Annotated in this window: 25 protein-coding genes and 1 pseudogene; 8 read left to right on the top strand and 18 right to left on the bottom strand. The window is 33.4% G+C overall.

Features of this window, described 5'->3' with window-relative positions:
- Positions 1-143: 143 nt before the first annotated feature.
- The 6 genes from MKY06_RS30300 to MKY06_RS30275 form a co-directional block, all read right to left on the bottom strand.
- Positions 144-1,268, bottom strand: a complete 1,125-nt coding sequence (locus MKY06_RS30300; RefSeq protein WP_340962332.1) for a hypothetical protein — start codon at positions 1,266-1,268, stop codon at positions 144-146.
- 67 nt (positions 1,269-1,335) lie between these two features.
- On the bottom strand, positions 1,336-1,641 hold the full coding sequence (locus MKY06_RS30295; protein ID WP_057275462.1) for a hypothetical protein: 306 nt from the start codon (positions 1,639-1,641) through the stop codon (positions 1,336-1,338).
- Between the two features lie 21 nt (positions 1,642-1,662).
- The gene (locus MKY06_RS30290; RefSeq protein ID WP_218813134.1) at positions 1,663-1,914 is read right to left on the bottom strand and encodes a hypothetical protein; all 252 of its coding nucleotides are present in this window, start codon (positions 1,912-1,914) and stop codon (positions 1,663-1,665) included.
- Positions 1,915-1,942: 28 nt separating this feature from the next.
- The gene (locus MKY06_RS30285) at positions 1,943-2,407 is read right to left on the bottom strand and encodes a hypothetical protein (protein WP_340962329.1); all 465 of its coding nucleotides are present in this window, start codon (positions 2,405-2,407) and stop codon (positions 1,943-1,945) included.
- 482 nt (positions 2,408-2,889) lie between these two features.
- Positions 2,890-3,138 (bottom strand): hypothetical protein, encoded by a 249-nt coding sequence (locus tag MKY06_RS30280; RefSeq protein ID WP_029325370.1) that lies wholly within the window; start codon positions 3,136-3,138, stop codon positions 2,890-2,892.
- A gap of 37 nt (positions 3,139-3,175) precedes the next feature.
- Entirely contained in the window at positions 3,176-3,391 is a 216-nt protein-coding gene (locus MKY06_RS30275) for a helix-turn-helix transcriptional regulator (RefSeq protein WP_035439574.1), read from the bottom strand.
- Positions 3,392-3,544: 153 nt separating this feature from the next.
- Between MKY06_RS30275 and MKY06_RS30270 the strand changes: the two genes are divergently transcribed.
- A complete protein-coding gene (locus MKY06_RS30270) occupies positions 3,545-3,958 on the top strand; it encodes a helix-turn-helix domain-containing protein (RefSeq protein WP_051390591.1) in 414 nt (137 codons plus the stop codon).
- Between the two features lie 159 nt (positions 3,959-4,117).
- Here MKY06_RS30270 and MKY06_RS30265 read toward each other — a convergent pair whose 3' ends face one another.
- The 4 genes from MKY06_RS30265 to MKY06_RS30250 form a co-directional block, all read right to left on the bottom strand.
- Positions 4,118-4,705, bottom strand: a complete 588-nt coding sequence (locus MKY06_RS30265; protein ID WP_340962327.1) for a response regulator transcription factor — start codon at positions 4,703-4,705, stop codon at positions 4,118-4,120.
- A 21-nt stretch (positions 4,706-4,726) separates the two neighbouring features.
- Positions 4,727-6,031 carry a sensor histidine kinase gene (locus MKY06_RS30260; protein WP_218813136.1) on the bottom strand — a complete coding sequence of 435 codons (1,305 nt, stop codon included), beginning with the start codon at positions 6,029-6,031 and terminating at the stop codon, positions 4,727-4,729.
- An 86-nt stretch (positions 6,032-6,117) separates the two neighbouring features.
- On the bottom strand, positions 6,118-6,747 hold the full coding sequence (locus MKY06_RS30255; RefSeq protein WP_029325375.1) for an HAD-IA family hydrolase: 630 nt from the start codon (positions 6,745-6,747) through the stop codon (positions 6,118-6,120).
- 237 nt (positions 6,748-6,984) lie between these two features.
- Positions 6,985-7,239 carry a hypothetical protein gene (locus MKY06_RS30250; protein ID WP_029325376.1) on the bottom strand — a complete coding sequence of 85 codons (255 nt, stop codon included), beginning with the start codon at positions 7,237-7,239 and terminating at the stop codon, positions 6,985-6,987.
- A gap of 667 nt (positions 7,240-7,906) precedes the next feature.
- Between MKY06_RS30250 and MKY06_RS30245 the strand changes: the two genes are divergently transcribed.
- A complete protein-coding gene (locus tag MKY06_RS30245) occupies positions 7,907-9,193 on the top strand; it encodes a replication protein (RefSeq protein ID WP_340962323.1) in 1,287 nt (428 codons plus the stop codon).
- Positions 9,194-9,219: 26 nt separating this feature from the next.
- Here MKY06_RS30245 and MKY06_RS30240 read toward each other — a convergent pair.
- Positions 9,220-9,303: pseudogene (locus MKY06_RS30240) on the bottom strand.
- Between the two features lie 158 nt (positions 9,304-9,461).
- Between MKY06_RS30240 and MKY06_RS30235 the strand changes: the two are divergent.
- The 5 genes from MKY06_RS30235 to MKY06_RS30215 all read left to right on the top strand — a co-directional run bounded on the left by MKY06_RS30235 (position 9,462) and on the right by MKY06_RS30215 (position 13,605).
- Positions 9,462-10,241, top strand: a complete 780-nt coding sequence (locus MKY06_RS30235) for a plasmid stabilization protein (RefSeq protein WP_340962322.1) — start codon at positions 9,462-9,464, stop codon at positions 10,239-10,241.
- Positions 10,242-11,485: 1,244 nt separating this feature from the next.
- On the top strand, positions 11,486-12,091 hold the full coding sequence (locus MKY06_RS30230; protein WP_340962321.1) for a hypothetical protein: 606 nt from the start codon (positions 11,486-11,488) through the stop codon (positions 12,089-12,091).
- A 454-nt stretch (positions 12,092-12,545) separates the two neighbouring features.
- Positions 12,546-12,773, top strand: coding sequence for a helix-turn-helix domain-containing protein (locus MKY06_RS30225; RefSeq protein WP_308359077.1), 228 nt, complete (start codon positions 12,546-12,548; stop codon positions 12,771-12,773).
- Between the two features lie 447 nt (positions 12,774-13,220).
- Positions 13,221-13,349 carry a hypothetical protein gene (locus tag MKY06_RS30220; RefSeq protein ID WP_340962320.1) on the top strand — a complete coding sequence of 43 codons (129 nt, stop codon included), beginning with the start codon at positions 13,221-13,223 and terminating at the stop codon, positions 13,347-13,349.
- A 13-nt stretch (positions 13,350-13,362) separates the two neighbouring features.
- Positions 13,363-13,605 (top strand): hypothetical protein, encoded by a 243-nt coding sequence (locus MKY06_RS30215; RefSeq protein ID WP_340962318.1) that lies wholly within the window; start codon positions 13,363-13,365, stop codon positions 13,603-13,605.
- A gap of 140 nt (positions 13,606-13,745) precedes the next feature.
- Here MKY06_RS30215 and MKY06_RS30210 read toward each other — a convergent pair whose 3' ends face one another.
- The 7 genes from MKY06_RS30210 to MKY06_RS30180 all read right to left on the bottom strand — a co-directional run bounded on the left by MKY06_RS30210 (position 13,746) and on the right by MKY06_RS30180 (position 21,296).
- Positions 13,746-14,564 (bottom strand): hypothetical protein, encoded by an 819-nt coding sequence (locus tag MKY06_RS30210; protein WP_340962317.1) that lies wholly within the window; start codon positions 14,562-14,564, stop codon positions 13,746-13,748.
- Between the two features lie 121 nt (positions 14,565-14,685).
- Complete coding sequence (locus MKY06_RS30205; RefSeq protein ID WP_340962315.1) at positions 14,686-14,862, bottom strand: hypothetical protein; 177 nt, start codon at positions 14,860-14,862, stop codon at positions 14,686-14,688.
- Positions 14,863-14,958: 96 nt separating this feature from the next.
- On the bottom strand, positions 14,959-16,281 hold the full coding sequence (locus MKY06_RS30200; RefSeq protein ID WP_340962313.1) for a hypothetical protein: 1,323 nt from the start codon (positions 16,279-16,281) through the stop codon (positions 14,959-14,961).
- 141 nt (positions 16,282-16,422) lie between these two features.
- Complete coding sequence (locus MKY06_RS30195; protein ID WP_340962311.1) at positions 16,423-17,811, bottom strand: hypothetical protein; 1,389 nt, start codon at positions 17,809-17,811, stop codon at positions 16,423-16,425.
- 194 nt (positions 17,812-18,005) lie between these two features.
- A complete protein-coding gene (locus MKY06_RS30190) occupies positions 18,006-19,472 on the bottom strand; it encodes an HD domain-containing protein (protein WP_340962309.1) in 1,467 nt (488 codons plus the stop codon).
- A gap of 208 nt (positions 19,473-19,680) precedes the next feature.
- Positions 19,681-20,016 carry a YolD-like family protein gene (locus MKY06_RS30185; protein ID WP_340962307.1) on the bottom strand — a complete coding sequence of 112 codons (336 nt, stop codon included), beginning with the start codon at positions 20,014-20,016 and terminating at the stop codon, positions 19,681-19,683.
- A 14-nt stretch (positions 20,017-20,030) separates the two neighbouring features.
- Entirely contained in the window at positions 20,031-21,296 is a 1,266-nt protein-coding gene (locus MKY06_RS30180; RefSeq protein WP_340962305.1) for a Y-family DNA polymerase, read from the bottom strand.
- Positions 21,297-21,920: 624 nt separating this feature from the next.
- Here MKY06_RS30180 and MKY06_RS30175 point away from each other — a divergent pair.
- Entirely contained in the window at positions 21,921-22,964 is a 1,044-nt protein-coding gene (locus MKY06_RS30175; protein ID WP_340962303.1) for a hypothetical protein, read from the top strand.
- Positions 22,965-23,021 lie beyond the last annotated feature (57 nt).

The following is a 23,021-nucleotide window of genomic DNA, read 5'->3' as shown; positions in this document are numbered from 1 at the left end:
TTAAATACTAACCTCCGAATGAAAGTGGAGTATATAAAGATTTAAAAATTTCATCCCCATTTTCTTGTAGAGAAACAAAATAGACGATAATTAAGAAAAGAAGAATGACCCCCTACTGTTTTCATACCTCTAACACATCCTTTTTATATGTTCTTGAGGACTTCTTCTTGTTTCTTTTGTTGTTCCGTTAACGACTTAATTTTGTTTTCATCCTTTTTGTCTTTCTTGTTCTCCTCTTCCACTTGTTTTTTCGTTTCTTCTACCTCCTTTTTCGTTTTTTCATAGGTTTCTATTTTTTGATTCAAGTCTTGATTCTGAATATGAGCTGCTGCTTCTCTGGCCTCCTTCACTTTATCTAGCTTCAGATATCCATAAGCCTTCATTTCATATCGTTTATCTGTCATTTCTACCCCTGATTGGCTCATCATGTCCTCCCATCGTTGTTCATGATAGGCAAGATCAAATGCTCCATTTGGAGAAGGAAACGTTTGTTGAAACTCTTTTAACGCATTGACATCCCCCTTCTTTGAAATCATACTTTCCACTGCTTCTGGATGGTTTCCCTGAAGCTTAATAGCTTTCTCATACTTTTTTTGATCGATGAGAAGGCTCATGTAGACGTTTTTTTGTTCGTTCGTGAGACTTTGTTCATTAATAGAGGAAAGTCGTTTTAAAGCCCCTTCTGAGTCCCCTAAGAGTGCTTTTTCATATGTCCCTGTTATTTTTTGTTCCAATTTGACTTGTTTTTGTAAATCTTGAATCGTTTCAGCTCGATCTTGGGAAGTAGCTACTGTTGAAAAACACGTTGCTGAAAGGATAATAAGAGATAAGATGCCCCCTCCATAAATCATCCTCCGATTACGAGTAGAAAGGACAGACGTTTGATTCATTTGCACATAATCTTCTGTTGCATCCTCTAAAGAAGAGGAACCATCTGTTGTTTTCAGATGGTCCGGTACTTCCTTTTCAAGTTGTTCAAGAAAACTTCTCTTTCGAGCTTCCTGTATATCATCCATTTTTAAAGAGATTAACTTTTTCTTAATATGATCGACTACATGACGAGCAAGACCTGATCCAATGGAAAACGTTCCTGCATATACCTCTTGATCTTCCTCATCAAGGATAAAAAAATCAGCATAAGCCTTTTTCCTAGTACGTCGATACTGTGTTTCTAATGTTTCTGTTATCTCGCATGCTTCTGGAATTGATAACTTTTGAAATGGCTTTAACTCTTTCGTTTCACTTTTTATAAACATGACAGACAGCATGTTTCTCCATTCCTTTCGTCTAAAAATGAGCATAGAAAAAAGCTATACAATCGACTGTATAGCTTTCTTAACTTCCGAATCGGATATTTGTATTGACACCTTCAGCTAATGCATAAGCACCCATAACAACCACTAACCCAACTGCGCCCCCAACAAACCATGCGATACATTTATGACGACCTCGTTCCCCACCTAAGATTAAGTGATAACCACCCACACAAAAGGCAAGAGCTGCCGCCACCATCGCAATACGCTGCATCCATTTGATAATGGACTTTCCACTCTCGATTAATCCTGACATACCATCGGCAGCCCCAAGGGTTAAATGAGAGGTTAGCTGCGTCACATCAACACTATTCAATAAATCTAACATGTTTTTCACTCCTCTTTTTCGTTAATTTTGCGTTACGGGAATACTTGTTGGTCTTACAGAAACTTGTTCATTTACTTTTGGTTCTCTTTTCTCCTCCTCATCTTCTTCTTGACCTGTAAAGGCGCTTAATGCTTGAAGAATTAAATCTTGATTTTCTTCAATAAACTGTTGGTGCTGTTGATGTAGCCAGTCATTGTATTTGTTTCCATTCACTTTTAGTAACTTTTCCACGAGATCTTTTGATTTCTTTAATTCCTTTTGGGAGATCGTCAAGATACCACCACCTTTCAAAGCAAATCTCTTATTCTTCGAAATACAGTTCTTTGGATGTTTCAATAAAATGAGAAAGTTCTGCTTCTAACTGCGATGGATCATATTCATCTAACTCAATTTGTTGTTTTAATTCGCCATCTTTATAGACAGCCAAAGTGTCAGCATGTTGATCTAATCCATAGTCGTTTTGACTCTTAGAACCATCAAATTTAGGATGATGACCATCTAACTCCTTTCCTTCAACATTCCCTTGTTGCATCGCATGTTTGACATCATTCATGTATAAATCACGATTCTCCTTATTAAAAGAGAACATAATAAATCCTGTACCATCTTCTTTCATAAATTTCTTCATTTGAAGAGGACTTAATTCTTCTAGTTCACCATTTCCTTTCACTTCACTTGAATTTTGGGAAGAGACAAACGCTGTGCCTATTCCAAGAGCCACAACGATTCCTGCCACCGCAGAAAGTAACCATTTTTTGTTTTTCATAACCATTCTCCTTTGTTCTTAATATTCAGACATAACAAGCGATTCTGAAACCTACCGAGAGTAATATTTAACCATAGGTTTAGCGATCATCTCTGTCTTTTCAAGGCTATGAAAGGAACTATATACCCGTTTCTGGCTGGAAGGGCAAACCCTATATTGGCATGCATAGTTTTCACTAAGCCCAATAATGCACAACGTTTTCGGCATGTACGAAGAACCTCGTGTATCTACTGTTTGGAGTGTTGTCGCTTCTTCGGATTTACCCTCACGCCATCACTCTTCACAGATCATGGATACACCGTCACTGTTTTATTACTAGATCACCGATGAGTTTTAGGACGCACTCATCGAACCTTATCGTTATCGTATACCTTAATCCCCTTGTGATCCCTTTAGGGGAGGCACGCAATATGTAATTGTCAAGGTTCCCTTACTCGTGCTCTCGGCACGTTTCAAAATCGCTTGTATGCTGCATCTAAGAACTAGCAGGTCTTTTGTAAAACTTCCTTCAATTCCTCATCTTTCTTTCTGCGCTTGGCGACGATGGTATGAGCCTGATCCATTACTGAGCGTACTTCATAATAAATATCAGCTACACGTTTGACATCGCCCGTTCCTTTTTCTACAGCTACCCCTCCTTTTAACGTATACAACTTTCCATCAAAGGTTTTGGCACTTTTCGCCCGTGCATCTGATATATCATAGAATGCTAGTCGCTTTTGTGCTTCCATGTTCATCGCCCCTTTAAGCTGTTAAGTATTTAAAAACTTAGTTCATATCCTTCTGACCTGGTAAGAAAATATCTTCTAATCTAAGATCCAATGCCTCTGCGATTTTCTTCATATTTTCAAACGTTGGATATTGACGAGTCCCATTTTCGATTTGAGAAATAGTGGGTTGCGGGACTCCTGATAACTGAGCTAAATAAGTTTGGCTCCATTTCTTTTCTAACCTCTTTTCTCGTATGGTCTTTATTTCCAGCACCTCCTTGATTACATTATATTCATTTTCGGATATTTTGTAAATAACTTTTTAACCAAATTCGTATATTTTTTCTAATTTTGTTTAATTTGTTGATTTCACATTACTTTCAGTCTTTGATAAAATTAAAAAAAAAACTTAAAGAGAGTAGATAATATGAATGAATTAAAGAAGTATATAGGTACAAAAATAAAAGATTATAGAAAAGAACTTAAAATAACTTCTGTCGAGTTAGGAAAGCTCTCTAATACGTCTCAAACCACAATTAGTGGTATTGAGCGTGGAGACAGATTTGCTTCTTTTGAAGTAATGATAAAGATTTGTGAGGTTTTAGGAATTACTTTATACGATGTACTTCCTTCTGAAATTACTAAGAATTTAGATTTAAATCTCCTCGATCGTAATGATGAAAGAATTAATATCATACTAAGTACTATGGCGCCAGAAGATATTGAAATAGCAGAGAACCTTTTACTTAATCACATGTCGTTCTTGAAAGATTTTAATAATCTAACTCCTGAAGCGAAAGAATATTTAACAAAATTCATTCATTCAATATCAGATAAATAATCCTTAAATATATGTTATAGGAATTTATTCGTTTGCAGGAGGGGAAACTTTTTTCCCCTCCTCAAATACAAAAGAATGTGCTATACTTAAAAGTTATTTTGCTTTTTTAATTTAATTTCAACAAAAAAAGGGATCTTAGTATCAATACTAAGATCCCTTTTAAGCATTTAGTTTCCGTCTCCATGACCGAGAGTGTTTTTTTATAGTATCTATAGTTTTATATAGACGTTCAGCAATATCGCTTTTTTTATAACCTTTCTTTTCAAGGTTATATACTTCTCTTTCAGAAGATGTAAGACTACGCAATTTCTTTTCTTCTCTCATTTTCCCTAATAGAGCTCCGGCAGCATCCGAGTGTATTTGATTCCTACCTTCAACTGCTTCACGTATAGCCAAGATAATATCATAAATACTACTCTTATTTATATAATTAACTGCTCCTGATTCAAAGGAGTCAACAATAACATCTTGCTCACTAATTGAAGTAAGTGCGATTGCTTTGATTTTTTGCTTACTCAATATTTCAATAATCTCAATTCCATCAAGATTAGCTGCTGTTAAATTGATATCCATAAGAACTATATCAATCTGACTTTCATTTTCTACAATTTCTAGAACTTTCTCTTTAGAATCTACAATTTTTATAACCTCAATATCATCTGCTTCTTTTTCAATATACATGGATATATTTTCTTGCCAAAAAGGATCATCTTCTACTAGAATTACTTTTATATTTTTATCTTTCATGTAGATTTACCTCCCATTTGGTTATGAGCTAAGTTTTGTAGAAATCATCCTAGATTTAGGAAGTTTAATAATCATTGAAGTCCCTTTTCCTACTTCGCTATGTACTGAAAGTTCACCATCATGCGCTCTTATTGTTTTATAACAAAAGCTAAGTCCTAAACCATGATTTTTAATGTTTTTCTTTGTAGAAAAATAGGGTTCCATAATACGATTTAATTCTTCTTTAGAGATCCCAACTCCATTGTCAGTAATTTCAATACTAATTCCACCATTTTTCATTTTGAACATTTGAATATGAATTAAACCTTCTGTCACAACAATTGCTTCCATAGCATTGTTTAAGATATTGTTTACTACTTCTTTTAAAAGAATTGGATCACCATATAATATTGTATCAACTGTGAATTCAGTTTTTATTTCGATACCTTTGGCATTAAAAATTTTCTCTACTCCACGTACACAATCTGTGATTAAGTTTACCATTTCTACATTTGTTTCTTTCAGAACAATTTCTTCTGTCTTTGCTCTAATACGATCCACCATGTTATCTATCCCTTCAATTGCAGAAAAAACTGAATCAATTGCTTTCTCAGCCTCATCTAGATCTCTTTTTTCAATAGAATTTTGAGCAATATTAAAGAAAAACTTTATTTTACTTATTTCGTTCTTAATAGTGTGATTTAATACAGCTGTTCCCCCATTCATTATTTGAATGGACTTATCTAATATTTGCTGTTGTTCTACTTTCACCTTAATTCCAAAGGCACCATTTAGAAAGATATATCCAATAAAGAATATATAAGCCCCGAAGAAAAACATAGGTACAATTCGAAACAACTCTGTCTGTGAATCAATAGCCCTAAGAACGTAATTAAATATAAATACACCTAACCATGCAGGGACGAGCACAATAAAGACTCGAAACTTTTGCTCTCTTTGATAAACATTTATCTCGTCACGCCATGTACAAAACATAATAAAACTAGCAATCAAAAAGTATGGAGCAGACCAAATTAAAAGGATGCGAAAGTTAATATCTATATCTGGGTGAAAGTCAGTGAAAAATATCATAAAAACCATTGGTAAAGAAAGCACATAAGCTAAAGCTTTTTTCCTTTTCCCTTTAACTATTTGTGAATAAACAATTGAATACATTAGAATAGCATAGGGAGAAATAACTTCACCTAAAAATTGCAAATAGATATGTGCTGTAAATAATATATGGGATATACTCTCAACTCCAAATTTATGTACACCTGGTATAATGTCAGTCAATATGGCTTCTGATAATGCACCTATCCCCCCAGACATTGCAAAAGTAATCATCCATCGGTTTGCTTCATTTTCTTTAGGTTGAGTAATGAACAGAATAATGGCAAATAGTAAATTAAAAACAAATATAAATAACATTCTTAAGTGCCAGACAAAATGTCTAAAATATCTTTTGGTTGCTTTGCCACAAAATCTGCATTACCTGTGCTTAAAAGCTCTATTGAATCATACCCCCAAGAAGCTGCTATACAAAAAAGGCCATTTTTTTTAGCTGCTTTAATATCTCTTAATTCATCACCTACGTAAATAACCTCATCTTTTTTTAATCTATTATTTTTTAGAAAAGATGAAATGTCTTTTGATTTAGAGAAAGGGTTAAATGAATAGTGACTATAGTCAAAGCTGTTGATCGTATTATTTATCAAAAATTCATCAATTTTATTTTGATTATTACTTGTTAAAAAACCTAATTTATAATCCTGTTTTTTTAATTCTTTAAGAACTTCACTTATTCCAAGTACAGGTTTTAAATTAGGAATGTATGTTTGATATCTTCTTTTTATTGCAATTCCAACAAGGGGCATTTTATATATAGGTACATTAAGTGTCTTACATCGATCACGTATTGATAATGTACTTAAAAATGGAACCTCTTCTTCACTAATTTTTTTATAGCCCTGTTTCTCTGCAATTTCATTAAAAATATCAATTGCCAAATTCTTTGTGTTTACAATAGTCCCATTAAAATTAAAAAGTATAACTTTATTCATATATTTCTCCCCGTTTTTCATGCCCAAACAGAACATTCGTTTGGTTTATTTTATCAAACAATTATTCATTATCAAATAGAACATAGTGCCTTTTTTTTACATTTCTAGAAGTCTTTTTGCGGATTCCTTAGACCTAAATAATTGTTTAACAATTACATATAAATGTATTTTGTTCTTTTTATTCCTATTTTTACCACTAAATAAGCTTCCTAAGACTCATTTTTTCATATATTCCCCTTAGAAAATCCATATAAATATTCCAATTATTAATAAAACACCAATTAAAGGAGCCACTATTCCTATTACTCCCAATAATATATAACCCAACATATACAAGCCGCAAAAGATACAAAAGATTACTCCCACAATAATTAATGCTGCTCCTATAAGCTGTAATAAAAAGCCTTTCACTATAAACAAAACAGTAAAAACTAAACCAACTATAAGGAAAGATATAAGAATTGGAACTACATTGTTTTTCAACACTCTCATATAGTTTACTCCTCTCTTCGATATCTATAATTATCCTGATTTGTAAATATAAATAAATTAGTTTAACTTAAGATTAACTTGCAATCCCTAATTTTCCAATAGGACGAATTTCCCCTCATACATTAACAAAAAAAGCAGCCTCTATTTTCATAAATAGAAGCTGCTTATATCATATTCTTATCATTAAATTTCCAATATTGTTAAAACATAAAATTATAACATACTTTAGAACACTTGAGGAGGGGAAACTTTTTTCCCCTCCCCTACTCTAAAAAACTCATATATGATAAAGGTGATTCCTACAGCAATACAGGATCACTCATAGCTAAATATACTTGTTTTGATATATTTTGCTAATTTTTATTGAATTATAAGACTACTTAACGCTATAATAAAACTAACAAAAACGTGCGGATAGAAAAAAGACTTCAACTGTTTAAGTAGTGTACGGACACTCTTAAACCGTTCCTCCTAGTTACGGTAGGAAAAACACTTGTCGAAGCCTCTTGTTAATAGAGTTAGTTTTTATAAAATAAAACTTATGTGTTTATTTTATATGAAATTGACATCTATTTCAAGGGCTTAGTTCATCAAAATCACGGCATTGTTTTCCTTTCATAAGGGAGACAGTGTCTTTTTTGTGTTCCTTAAAGGAGAAGATGAACAAATGACAAAGCTCTTTACCTGCTATTTACAAGATGTAAATACCTTCAATGGACGGTTCACATGGTTATGGAAAGAAAAACCGACCCTTCGTAAAAAGAAAGAATCGTTTTTAGAAACACTTCGTACTTACTTTAAACAACAACAAGTAGCTCTACATAAAGTATTCCCTAAAAAACGGATGGAAATGTTAGATTACGTGATTTATAACCTTGTTGCTACAGGCATTCAAGCGATCCAATCAAAAACACTTATGCAAAAATTTGATGTATCCCAAAGTACCGTTTCTCGCTTTGTAAAATCATTAAAGGAAACACCGTTTATGATTGTGGCACGTTATATCAAAGAAGATACAACAGGTGCTCATCCTGATAGCTATGTATTTATCCTTAAAAGCCATACGAATTTTGATCAAATTTGTGAGGAAATCTTTTTTGACCATGACACAACAGGTGTCCAAACGCTTCAACAAGAAGAAATGACAACTCCTGTGACAACTCCTGTGACAAGTCCAGAAAGTGCTGAAAACGTTGATACACCAAGCTTTGAGGACGAAAAAGCATCGTCCCCCTTTATTAACCTTGATTTACCTAAAAATCATTTAAATAATCATTTAATATCTGCTTCACAGGCATTTGCTTATATCAAAGGTGTGCCTAAAAAAGTAAATAACGTGTATGCAAGTAAATATGGTCATCAACTTAAAGACTTTTATGCTCGTATTCAAAATGCTGCAAAAGCAGTAAAACGAGATACAGAGATTGAGATTGTGAAAGAACAAGTTCATGAAGTCGCTTATACAGCCATTGTAGGCTTAGATAAATATATCCATGAGGCGAATCATAAGGGTACTCCCCTATCACTGGATGAAATGTGCCGTTTAGTTTATCAAATCGCTTACAATCAATTTAGCAATCTACTAAAAGGAAATACAGAAGAACAATCATCTGAGTCAGACATACATACTGAAGCTGAACCAAAAGCGCTATTTACGCCTAAAAAGATCATCCGTAAGGAAATCGTTCCTGCTTGGTTACAAGCTGAACAGGAGCAAAAAGAGTCTACACAAGAAGCAGCTATTTCTCTGGATCAACAGCTTGAAATGATTCAATTAAAGCAAGATTTAGGGCAAGAACTAACGCCTAAAGAAGAAACCTTACTCCAAGAGCACAGTTCTACGTACAGTTCGTTAGAAATGGCTGAACTGAAACAAGATTTAGGACAAGCATTAACACCTAAGGAACAGGATTTATTGCACCAACATGCTAATTTAAAGGAACCAGCTTCTTAATTTTTAAAAGTAGTCAGAAGATAATAAGGACTTGGCAGGATTTGAACCTGCAAGAAACCAAGTTGTATAGTGTAATACGACTGGCTGCTCTGCCATTGAGCTACAAGTCCATACTAAAAGTATGTGCATAATTTCTGTTTATATGCACGACAGGAGAACATATAAAAAGTGAAGAAATCCCTTGGAAGCTGAGGTTTAGCAGGAGTATTATTATTTAGAAACATGTTCTAAATAATTAATATATAAATCTATGTAGGAGGAGTTCACTATGCCCCATAAAATGACACTAACAGGATCTGCGACAGGTCCCTTACGAGAATACGATCGCTACGTTGCCTTTGATATGCGTGAAAAAGGTTCACCTTCTGCGCCTAAAGGTCTGAAAAAGAGCACCTTTATTTCGTATACCGTGTTTGTTGCCAAGAAAGCCTTTAATAAAACCGGACTGACAAAAAAGAGTATTATGCATGAAAAAATCTTAGTTCAAGGAGAACCAACGTTAGATATTCCCATTGACGAGTGCCCTGGGGAAATTGGTATCATCTGCTTTCAAATCACCGTTCTCCCGAATAAAAACGATAAAGAAGCTAATGAGTCAAACGATAAAAAAGAAGCGAAACAAGAGGTTTCTAAGGCACAACAAGAGGTTGCAGCTACCAAGCAGGAAGAAAAACAAGCTCCTGCTTCTCAGCCTGTAGCAAAAGAAGAGAAAAAGGAAGCTGAAACAGTACAGTCAGAAGCGAAAGAAACGCCTGTTCAAGAGAAAAAGGCTGCGCCACAACAGAAGCAGCTACCAACTCATCCAAAAGGGACACAGGATGTCGTAAGCTTTGAGGAGATTATCGTTCCTGAAGCATTCTTAAAGACACGCCCAAACCCTGAAAAAACGCAAAAGGTCATTGATTTTGTGAAGCGTACAGGATACTTAGATGAGCCGTTAACGATTGAGAAAGGCTCGAAGGTCTTAAAAGATGGCTATCGTCGTTATATTGTGGCCAAAACCGTTAAAATGGATAAAGTGCCGGTTGTATATGCGTGTGAGAAATAATTCGTTTTTTCACCGTTTATGACTGCGTAGCAATGAGAGGTAATCTTGTATCAATGTTTATTGAACTAGCAGTGTCTAAATGTGTTGTTGCATCCAAGGCAGAAGAAACACTTTCAATATTGAAAAATTTATAAACTGACAGAATGAGTAACTTGTGCTGTTGTAGCTTTAAAATGAAATATAAACCAAATTTTTCTATAAAATTAAATCGTTATTTCAGATAAATCAGCATTTAAAGAACCTTTTCGATCCCACTTTTTCCTAAATAAACATATAAAGCCTAAAGGCTAAAAAAACACCTAAAGATGATATAAGTCATTAAGTGGGTTCTCTTGTCAGTATATTGACATCTAATAAAAATTGAAAAACCTTTAGGGTTAATTTGTTGACTGAAGTCAACGGATATTTAAGACAATGAAAATTTATATTTTTATTAACTAAGTTACCTTATTTACAGAAATTCCATTTCTAAAATAGGTAGCTTTATTTTGTGTTGCTTTAATTTACAAAAAATACGGATATGTTAAATACTCTAATGAGTTGAACTTATATTGAACTAAAAATAGTCATTAGTTGAACTTAAGGTAATCTAATGATAGATTCTCTTAATCTTTTAAACTTATGGGGAAGAATGATAGAATTAAGTTTATCTTTAATTGAACTTAATTGATAAGATTATCGTATTTTTTTATGAAACGCACGATCTGATATATCAGATGAAAGTATCTGATACGTTATAAGTGGATGAAGTATCTGATACAATCTGATACATAGCGTGCGTATCGATTGCAGAGCTGTTTTTGGTGTGTTTAAATAAATAAATGCGATGAAATCATCCGATACATAAAGGATAGACTATCTGATACCTGTAAAAAAAAGAAAAATTGATTCCTTTTAAATAAGGTTAAAAAATTATCGATTATTGGAGGATATCAGATGCGTGTCAGATAATTTTATGAAACGCACGATCTGATATATCAGATGAAAGTATCTGATGCGTTATAAGTGGATGAAGTATCTGATGCGATCTGATACATAGCGTGCGGATTGATTGCAGAGCTGTTTTTGGTGTGTTTAAATAAATAAATGTGATGAAATCATCCGATACATAAAGGATAGGCTATCTGATACCCGTGAAAAATAAGAAAAATTGATTCCTTTTAAATAAGGTTAAAAAATTATCGATTATTGAAGGATATCAGATGCGTGTCAGATAATATTAAAGGGGAGAGAGGTGGGTTTTTATGGACAATGCCTTTGAAGTTGAGGTAGGTAAGAGTAAATATAAGAAACCCTCAGAGGTAGCGAAAATATTTGATATGCCAGAAAGTACGTTAAGAAAATACTCAAGGGTATTAGAGGAAGCTGGCTATGTTTTTAGAAAAGGCGAAAAAAGAATGCGCCTATATAGCCCTACGGATGAATTAGTTCTGTACAAGATGCTTAAGAGGATTAAAGAAGAGGATGAGGGTTTAGCGAAGGCGGCTGCATTTGCAATAGACGGTCAAGACTCAAAGGTAACTGATACGGATCTGATACAGAGTGTATCAGAAGAAGTTGCGACAACAGTTCAAGAAGAATCTTTACAACCTTTTCTCGAACAGGTTATTAACAAACTGACATATATCCAAGAGAATACAGTGAGCAAACAGGAATTTAATGAGCTAGTAAAGCTAACGCAAAAAGCATTGGATGAAAATGTAGAATTAAGACGCCAAAACAAAGAAAAAGAAGACCAACTAGACTTTATGTCTGAAAAATTTGATCGTGTTATAAATCTCGTAGAACGTAATGAACGTGAGAAGGACATAAAGAAAAAAGGTTTTATGTCACGTTGGTTCAGTAGTTAAGTAAACGTCCAACTGATTCATCTAGTTCGTATATAAATGGTGGATATATTATTCAGGCGGATGCTATACTAAAAAAGGTTAAGCGTTTTAAGAATTTCAGCATACTGACATCTACGTTTTTTATCGGTGTAAAGAAGAAGATCCTGTTTTCAAACAGGATCTTCTTCTTTTTATATAAAATGTTTAAAATCATAGCATATCCGCAACAAAGACCGCCCATTATGTATTAGTGTATAAGGCGGTCTTAACTGTATTCATGCTATATGATTATGACAAAAATATCGACATTATTCTAAAAGGCGTCTCGTTCTGACCTCTTAATTGAGTATATGCTTAGTAGCTTGGATAACTTTCCTAATTACTTGCAACTTTTTTCAAAAACTTAAAACAAAGTTTAAAAAAATGAACTTTTGACCACCATATTAATACCATTAGAAGAGAAGGAGTAATTATAATGGAATGGTTTGCGCTGGGTAAAAAACGAAGTAAGTTAGGGAAATGGATTGATAGGAGGGGAATTAGTCAAACAACATTGGTTAATAAAACGAAGTTAAGTAAAGGTACTGTGAGTCGAGTTTGTTCTGATAAGGACTATTTACCTTCTTCAACAACAGCAACAAAAATTCTACGTTTTCTAAAAAAATTAGATAGTACTGTTACTTACGAAGATTTTTGGATGTAGATAATATATATGTTACAATTATACTGGGAATAACACATGAACTGTTTAACAATCTTCAACGTAGCAAAAAGCCACTATATAAGTGGCTTTTTTTATTGTCATTTATTTTTATGTTTTTTCGAATTTCATGTATAGAGTTTTTCAAAATCGTGCATCCGGTCGCCCCCTTCGCCTCTCCGGCTCAGCTTCCTTACAAATTCCAAGATTGGCTTCAATACGTACATAAAGCCTGTATTAACGCAGTATCACTAACGAAGTAGATACTGATTACCAAACGAAGTAGTTATTCTTTTGATACTAAGTAGCTACCGCAGTAAGGTTGCATGTTTACCTTGATAGACAAAAAAGAAAATCTACCGCAGTAGGTGATGATTAGATGGTTATAGAATATGTGCTCTTTTTTATATATTGAGGATTGGCGGCTATGGAAATTGTGGTTGTATTTGTATGTATAACAACGAAATTATTAAACTATATGATAAAGTACAGATAGGGACGCCTGTAGCAGTAACAAACAGTGAAAATTCGTTCCAACAACTAGCTAAAATTTACGGTAAAGGGTGGAAAATTAAATAAGGGGGTTGTTAGTGTGAGTGAATTTAGGAAAAAAATTAGAGAACTTACTGAGTACCTAGAAAATAACGGCTATTCTGATGTGGAGTTTGATCAGGAACTGGCAGGATTAGGGGATAATTCTACGTATTATTATTTTTATGCAACTCCACATCATGATGAAAATTTCAGATGGAATATAGTGATTAAAGACACTGGTAAGGGTGAGGAAGGTTATGAAGTAAAACCACGTACTCGCGAACCGAGACGGTACAATTGATACCAAAGAGGGAGGGCACTGAAAAAGTCCACTTTTTACGGAACTTTTGAATTAAGCTGAATTACAATTTTCACAACGTCCACTTACTAAAAGTTTCTGGCAACGTCCTCTCAGCAAATAAAAAAGGGAGATTGATTAATTCAATCTCCTTTTTCCCATATACGTTCTAGCTGGGGCATTATATATTCATAATAAAAATTTGTAGCGTCTTTATAAATTTCATTTGCTTCAGCTAGTACATTTTCTATTTCAGCATGCACCTGTTTCTTATTAAAGAATTGAGGATTACTTCCAAAGAGGTTTATTTCTTGAAGCATTTGAGTAGTTAGAAAACTAACACGATCAATTGCAGCTAAGCCATCTTTTCTTTGTTCGCTGGCTGCTTTATCTTTATCCCAATACTTTTTAAAATCCTTATTTGTATATGTTTCTAATGCTTTTTCAAGAAACGTTTTGGCTCTTTGTAAATTAGATGTAGCATTAACCTGCATTTCTAACCTTGAAGTTATTTCAGCTGTTCTTTCTAAAGTAATCAATTTATCATCTAAATCCTTAGAATCTAGTAATTTCCTTAAATTCGTTTGTTCTTCTTGAAGAAGTTTAATATTCTCCTTTGCTTCCTGGCTTAGAGTTTGGGCATTGTCCATCATTGTTGTGGCTAATTCCATATGCTCTTCAGCCTTGTTCATATGCTCTTTAGCTTTGTTGTTAGCGTTTCTTATAGAAGTAATGGCCCAACTGCCTAGAACAGTTAATATGGCAACAGCAATACTGATAATTGTATAAAAGTTTGTAAGTTGATCATTTAAAAATGTAATTTGATCACTTTGAATAGTATGAGTCATATCTTGAACATCTTGCATACGCTCATAAATACCGTTTTCAAGCTCAGTAAATTTTTGTTCAGTAGCTTGAGAATTAGATTGTTCAGCTGCAACCCCCAGTAAGAAATTAAACATAATTGTTCCCCCATGTATTTATATATATCTTTAAGTATCTTTTATGACGATAGAGGGCATGATGACCACTCAAGCCAAAATCTTTAATTAATTGTTTGTCCCTTTTATCCTTTTCAAATAACTAGATGCTTTTCTTCATGCCACATTCGCGGCATTCACGTAAGAAAATGCCACCTTTTACGGAACTTTTAAAGTAAGCTGAATTGCAATTATCGCAACGACCACTTTTTTTATCTGGAAATTCATTGTAATCATAAATCTTATCAAGATCTATTTCTTGTTGCTGTTTTTCTTCCACGTTGATCACTCTTTTCTTATTGACTCTCATTAGATTACCATAAATAAGAATGAACAAGTGTTAAAGTTTAATGGCCCATTTAATTACATTTTGAAGTTATTTCCAATTGTCTTTCGAGTCCTCTTTCGTTAAATCTTTAATATCGTTATTGTATTTTTCAGTTATTATTACCTTACCATTCTTTCGTGTAATAAGAACGGAAGGGTACGAAATGTCATCTATTATTTGGACGAATTTACTTTTTTTGATTTTTTTTGGGTGAATTTTATTGTGCTTATAATCTAGTGCGTGAATTAATAATGATAAACATGAACCTGATAGGTGAACACTGTACTCCGGTAACAATCCTTTATTAATTAGAGTTCTTAATGTGATGTCCCCAGATCCGTACAGACTATGTCCTTCCGCATATTCGAGCGTTTTAGAGAACTCATACGAATTATCTGCATAAATTTGCGAGCGCATATGTAAGTTCTCAAAAACATCAAATTCTCTATGGTCAACTTCTTGAATGATGTTTTTATATATAGGTATAATTCTCTTTAATTCAAGAAGATAATCAGAAACTAATTCCCTTTCTCGTTCCTGAAGCTCATTTAAATCACATTCCAAAAACGAAATATACTTGAGGATATCATCCTCATAATGTTCACTTGTTAGTTTTCTTTCTTTAGCTTGGCTATATAATTGCTGCAATTGGGCGCATTCAGATTTACTGTCATCTAGTTGTACTCTTAACTTCTGCAATTCTTTTTTAACATTGCTGTAAAGAAGGTCAATTTCATCCATAAGCTGTGTAAGCGTGTTATACCTTAAGGCAGCAAACTTCACAAGGCAATCGACCTCAATTTTTTTTGTCCCTCCGTACTTTTCTTCAGCACTTCGATTGTTTGAATATAATTGAATGGAAAAACTTTTCCCATCGGAAGAGCCTGACCAACTACTAAAAAAGCGAATTCCTTTTTTAAAACCATCAAGCTGAACCTCATTTCCATTAACAGCATGGACTCCAAACCACGATCTAATTTCCTTAATGTATTTCTCATCTGTATATTTTCTATCAAATTCCGTTGCTTGAAATATACTCCTATCTTCGATATATGGCTGCTTAGACTTTGTTGCTCCTCCTATAGCCATCCATAAGTGAGTAATAGCCTCTATAATCATGTCAATTGTTACTAAGAAATGAGTAAACTCCAAAGATGAACAGTTCATATTCTTATTGATTTTTGGTCTTTCTATACCTTCTATAGCTACTGTTAACCAATCCATACATGAACAGATTTTACTCCAAACATCTTTGCCTTCCTCATCATATTTAGATTTAAAATTAACAAAATATTGACATACGAAGTTATTATTTTCATGAACCTTTTTTCTAAAGTCATGTATGAGCTGAGGATTAAGTTCTGGTAGCATTTTTCTCGTCCTTTCAATGCACATTAATTTCATTACTCTTTTACCTGGTCTAATTAATAAATTTCTAGAACCTATAATCCTATAAAATTTTTAATTTTCTTTAACAAAAAGAGCAACTTTAATAGTTGCTCTTTTTTATTATTAGTTTGTTGTAACTTTCGCATGACATTTTTTAAACTTTTTCTTGCTGCCACAGTAACAGTTTTGTTTTAACTTTAAAGGTGCTTTTTTAATACTTAATAGATCTACAACTTTTTGTAATTCGCCTGTTAATTCAATTGTTTTAAGATCCATAAACTTAAGTAAGTTATCCCTTGCTACTGGATACCATTCAGCTTTACAGGCGTTAACACCTAAAAGATAAGCCTCATATGCCAGATAATACTCACGTTTTCCAACTAAGGCAAGTCCTTTTGTCATATGTGCAACAGTAGATAAATCTCTCCTGATTAGTTTATCTGCTAAGTTTATTGCTTTTTCATATTGTCCATTCAAAGCATATCCATAGGCCAAGTTTTCTTCATATAAATGAAATTTTTCAAAATATGGAATAGCTTCAATATAATTTTTTTCTTCTAATAGCTTCTCCATTATATTATAATCGTCATCTGCTTCTTGAATAAGGACTTTAATTTCTTGCACGACCCCTTTAGGAGCTAGAAAATTAATTTGTATATTCGTCTTAACAGTTGGTAGACCTTCTGATTTAATTTCTATGAGCTTCTCAATCATATTAAATATGTTAAACTCACCTTCAGACTTCAGTTTAGCTAGATGATTAAAGAAATCCTCTGGATTAAAAGTTCTCCCATGAACGCCCAATTGAATTTCGCCTTGAGTTTTAACTTTATTTTTCCAATCATTCTTTTGTTCTGGATCAATAAACTCGAATTTAAAACTAGAATAATTGAACCATCCTTGATGTTCAATTATTAGTATGCGTTGGATAACACCATTTTGAGATTTTAATTCAACAGATACTAGTGTTGACTTGGGAACGCTAAAGTTCTTCTCTAATAATTTCACATCCTGTTGTATTAATTCGGAAGGCTTTTCTTTCAAATTTTCTTCAATATCTGCTAGTATTTTTTTTGAATACGGCGTTATCTGGTGAGGAGGTCTTATCACCATATTTGCTTTTTCCTCTAAACTACTTAATTTTTTATAAAATTCAGCTTCCATAATACTTGGAACATTATTTAAGCTAGGGCAGCAAGTTTTCATAATGTACTGACCTTCACTCGTCATTATAAAAGTCCTTCTATATTCTAGGTTTTTAATCTTACACAGGACACGAGACCAATTATACCAATCATTTGCTGAAGCAAATGGCGACGGTTGTATATTAAATGTTGCATTGTCTAGAGAATGAATTTTTAATTTTAATATATAAGGTATATAATCTAGCTCTTCTCTGTTCACTACTTTAAATGTTAAAGTTCTATCTATAACATTTTCTTCAATTGTCGCCCAAAAGTCTGCCCCAATAACAGAAGGAAGAGAATTATCAGGAATAAATTCCATCATCATAGTTTTACCCTCTAGAGGGTTAAAATCTTTAATATTTGTATCCTTAACACTAAAGTCCTTAAAAATCTTAAGTCGTTGACCTGAGCTTGCTGATGCTAAATATAGTGACATGAAGTTAGTATGATTATAATCAGTTTTTTGTACTGTAGCTGATACAGTTAAAGTGTGCTGATTTTCATTGTCGTTATCTGCTGTTAGTTTTTTTTTTCAAAAGATTCTTCAAGTCTCTTTTTACTTTGTTCCTGTATATCGGGATCTAGATGTTGAACTAACTTAAGAAACGGATTAAGCCCAGTGTGTAAGCTATTTTGAATGTTTTGCATCGCTAATATAATCTCCTCATCTTTTGATAAAGATGGGAATTTAGAGACATCTTGCATATACCCATTAAGAATAAGTAAATCTAAAACAACAGATCGATTCAATTGCGCAAAATGAGGGTCCATATCTTGTTTATTTAAAAGATGATCTAATACTATTGGGGAATTTCTAGTTAGTAACAATCGATCTTCCCTATCTCCATTTTCAATTCTATGTCCATATATTCGATAAGCTATTTCATCAAAGATATGACCAATATTTTGCTTTAAATACGCTGATTGGATGAATTTGTAAACTTGATCGCTTGTCTTTAAATAATTAAATACCTTTTTACAGGTAGTTTCATCTTCTACCAGATTGTATTTATTTGTACTATCATCCAGTCTTAAAATCTCGTGAATTTTCAAAGCTTCAAGCATTTTCGATATAACCTGTGGTTTTCTATGGTTTAATTTGTCCATTAGTTCCATCAACGATTGTGGTTCTTCTGCAAGCTCTAAGCATATTTCTTTTTGGACAATTTCTTCTACGTGCAATTGTAATTTCACATCTGCCACTGAAATTCCATTTTTTTCTAATATTTCTTTAACTTGTTCGTATTTATTTTTTATTTCGTCAACCATTTCCAGCATTAACGATTCCATTTCCCAATCCTCAGCGCTTGCGGAAATGATTATTGTTCCTGGTTGTGAAGGGATTCGTCCAACACCCGACACACGTTCATGTCTTTTGTGGTGTTTCATACTTTCTTCATCTAGCTCCAAGATATTCATTACTAATGTATTGGTCCGACCCTTAGTTACATGTAATTCATCAGCAAATCTTAACATAGCGCCCAATAATCGGACTCGCAAAACTGTTTTTCCCATTCCAAAAGGTTTTTCTTCATCTAAAGTATCTAAGTCAACCTTTCTATGAGCTTCAGCTATTTGTGCTATGATCACTGCTTCATCATGGTCAAGGCCTAAATAAATTGCTTGTTCAATAATTCGATCTTTAGATATATAATTATGAGCTTTTCGTCTAAAGCCTTCGTAATCCTGCATCTTTAAATCAGTCTTTAAACCAACCATTCCAATATCATGCAATAGTGTAGCTGCAATTAAAAAATACTTTTCTTGGTCGTTTAAAGTGTCGTATTTCCCATCTAATAATATGTCATATGCATTTTCTACCCCTAGAGAATGATTTAAGGAGTGATCAGTAAAACCAATAAGTGTATTCACAGTTCTATCTAATACTGGCTTTACTGTTTCATTTAATTCATCAAGTTTTGCTTTATATTTAGTACCTTCAAGTGATTGCCTAATACTGGATTCTTGAAATTCGTTCGTTTGCATAGACCTTTCCCCTTGCTCTCATATAGTATGAAAATCACTTACTATTATATACTAAAATAGGACTTTAGTACATTTTATGGGATATTATTCTTACTCATCGTAAAGAAACTAAGCATGTAAATAATAGGTATATCAACTTGTTATATGCTAAGGTCTATACCTATCCTTAAGTAACTACTTCTCTTTGATATTTAACAATACTGTAGTCTTAAATGAAACGAACATCAATTAGTTCACTTAACTTCATTTTATTTTTTAATTCAAATACTTCATCGATAAAAACAAACAAATTCCCCAGGGAATCAACAAATTGGATGAATCCCTTTTCTGTAATACATTGTCCCTTTTTGTAGTATGTAAGATAAACTTGTTTATTTGTATGTAAGGCTTCAATCAAGGTGAAATTAATTTGTTCCATTTGCTCTTCTGTTAAAAGAGGTTGAGGTAATTCTAGTTGCTTGTTTATAACTTCCTGCAATCCTGTGTATTGTTCGGGCATACTCGCAAATGGGCGCCATTTTTTCATTCCTCTATCGTAATTCATAGTATCATCCTTCTTTAAGATTTATGGCCGCCTATAAGACCATTTCGATAACGAGCTGTTGAGTGATCCAGATAGCTTGAAGCTCGTAGAACACTATTCTTTCCATAACGCATCCGAATTTCATCAATCGTTTTGGCAAGAGCATAGGCTCTTTCACGCTGATCGATATCCTCAAATAAGCTCATTTGCTCCTCTTCTTCAATGCTCGTATTTGATAAGGAGATCCCAATGGAGCGAATCGGCATTCCATTATCAAAATTATGTAAAATGGTTAAACAGTAAGGGAAAATGTCTTGGCTTAGGTTCGAAGCTCGCCCCATTTTCTTCTGTCTGGAGAATCCTCCCCCTGTTTGTTTGCTGTAGCCAATCGATAAATGGATAGTTTGAGCCACCACTTGGTGCATGCGTAAACGAAAGCAAACATCGTCCAATAGCTCCAATAGTAATAATTCAACTTCTTTTCGGCTTGTATAATCTCGAAAGAGAATCTGACTTTTCCCAAAGGAACGGGAACTAGGGATGTACACATCGGAAATACGACTAAAATCAATCCCATTCGCATGTTGGTGAATTTCCTCTCCCATGATGCCAAATTCTTTTTGTAACATCTCTTTAGAAGAAAGAGCGAGTTCTTTTATGGTATAGATGCCTAAACGGTTTAAACGTCTTTCTGTAGCTGACGAGATCCCCCAGAAATCCTTCATTGGATGAATCGACCATAACTTAAAGGGAATATCCTCATATCGCCAATAAGCAACCCCTGTTGGGCTGCGCTTCGCTTCATGATCTAAGCTGACTTTAGCCAGTAAGAGATTCGGGCCGATTCCTGCGGTAGCTGTCAGTCTTGTTTTGCTATAGATCTCATTAAGTATTCGATGAGCTAGCTCCTCTGGCGTTCGAGCAAATAAATGCAAAGAAGCTGTAGCATCAATAAACAACTCATCAATGCTATACGCATGAAAGTCTTCAGGAGCCACATACTGTAACACCAAACTAGAAATATAGTTCGAAGCCTTGATGTATCTCTCCATGGATGGATTCACCACATGGATATCTTTCCTTTTAGGAATTTCAAAAAGGCGACTTCCTGTTTTGATCCCTTCTTTCTTTAATAAAGGTGTGGCAGCTAACACAACAGATCCCGACCGTTTGATATCTCCTACAACAGCAAGCCTTGTTTTCAACGGATTTAAACCCCGTATGACAGAAGAAACGGAAGCATAAAATGCTTTCATATCAATACAAATAATGACTCTGTTTGGTAGCTGCCCATAATCCATTGGAATAACTCCTTAATAAAGAACATTTGTTCTTTATTATATACGAACAAATGTTCTTTATTCAATGGAATCTTTTCCCGATTATTGTTACAATAAGAAGAACAAATACTGTGTATGACATAATGCATAAAAAGGTTAATTTTATAGGTTAAATGGCCGTTTTGACATTAGGATTTTAACCGTCTAAATAGGTGTACTTTTTTGAACCATCTATAATAAAAAGCCTTTGTGAATTACAAAAGCTTTTTATTATAGATAATTTGAATTATGTTAACTAAGGTTGTATATCATATTGATTTAAATTAGAAGAATGTATAAAAAAGACTTGATAAATTCAATAGGGTCGTAAGGTCGTAGTGGATTTATAACATAGAACGACTATAAGCAAAGCAGTTTGCTTTTAGTTAGCAGCGGTAAAAATCGTTGATTAGAAGAAGATTACGCAAGCGAGCGAATGACTTCCCTTAAAAGTAAAAGAGAGTCTATGTATGGGTAGTGTGTCTATTTCAAAATCCATATGATATTAAGGGGAAAATGTGAAATATTACTCTCGTATAGAAGATTAAAAAGAAATGGTAAGATTAGACTACTGAAATTATTGTTACAGAAGAGGAGGATGTAAAAATGTTTAAGAAATTCTTAAAGGATATTCTTAATCCAAATACATCAACAACAATAAAGCAAAAAGAAACGACACAAGTAAAGGATAAAGATTTCAATAAAGAAAAAAGTAAAGAATTGTTTCAACAGGCAAGGGATATTTTTGACAGTGGAGATATAAATAAGTCAATTGAATTGATAAAGAAATCCAATGAATATTTAGTAAGATCATTTGCTAAAAATGAAGATGAAGTAAAGAGTGCCTCCCGTTTTTTTGGAGTGAATCAGGAAGGATATGAAGCTGCTAAGGATATAAAAATTCCAATAGGGGGGCTTACAGAAGTTGAAATAGACCTAATTCATAGAGAAGTTTGTTGGTTTGCTTTAAACGGTATTAAGCCAGATTATGTTTTAATGTCCTTTTTAATGTTCAAAGAGTATGAGTGGAAAGAATTTGAGGAAGAACTGCAACGAGCCAAAAATTCTAGTAGTCCTGAAGAATACGAAATTTACTATTATATAAAAAACGAATTAAAAGAACAGGTTAATTTATTGGAATACAGAGAGAAGTTTTATAATCTGTCACTAGACGCCAGGGTTCTTCTTTCTTCTTATAATGCAATTGGTCGAAAAAAATATTTAAAAGCAGAAAAAGATGTTGAAAATTTTTATCATCAACGTGGTGCTACAGAACTTAAGGATGCAGGATATATTCACTCGACTCCTAATGGATTAATGATTGAATTTCCGGTAAATGACAAGAAACAAGTAATGTTTGAAAAAAAGAAACTAGAAACATTAATGCGTCATTTATTAACGATAACCTACCGAAATAGAGAATATAAAATGGGGAAATTAGAGTCTAAGAAAAGCGATATCCCTAATGCAGTTTTTCTCGTTAATGGTATGGGTGGTTCAACATTGTGTAAAACAGAGGCTATAACCGTTAAAGGAGCAAAAAAAAAGGATCTACAGATACATAGTATTGGATGTAAGTGCAGTTTTTCTTTTTACAGACGACCAGAAAATTTACCGGAAGCAGAAAAGGAAAAATATGATCTAAATTAAAAATGTTGAGTAAATGAGCTAGTGTAGTTTAAAAAATGTAGTGAGTTATAGATGTAG

The sequence above is a fragment of the Priestia sp. FSL P4-0332 genome (assembly GCF_038005845.1).
Classification (GTDB): Bacteria; Bacillota; Bacilli; order Bacillales; family Bacillaceae_H; genus Priestia.
Note: the sequence above shows the minus strand (reverse complement) of the source record. Positions and strands in the feature narration are given on the sequence as shown.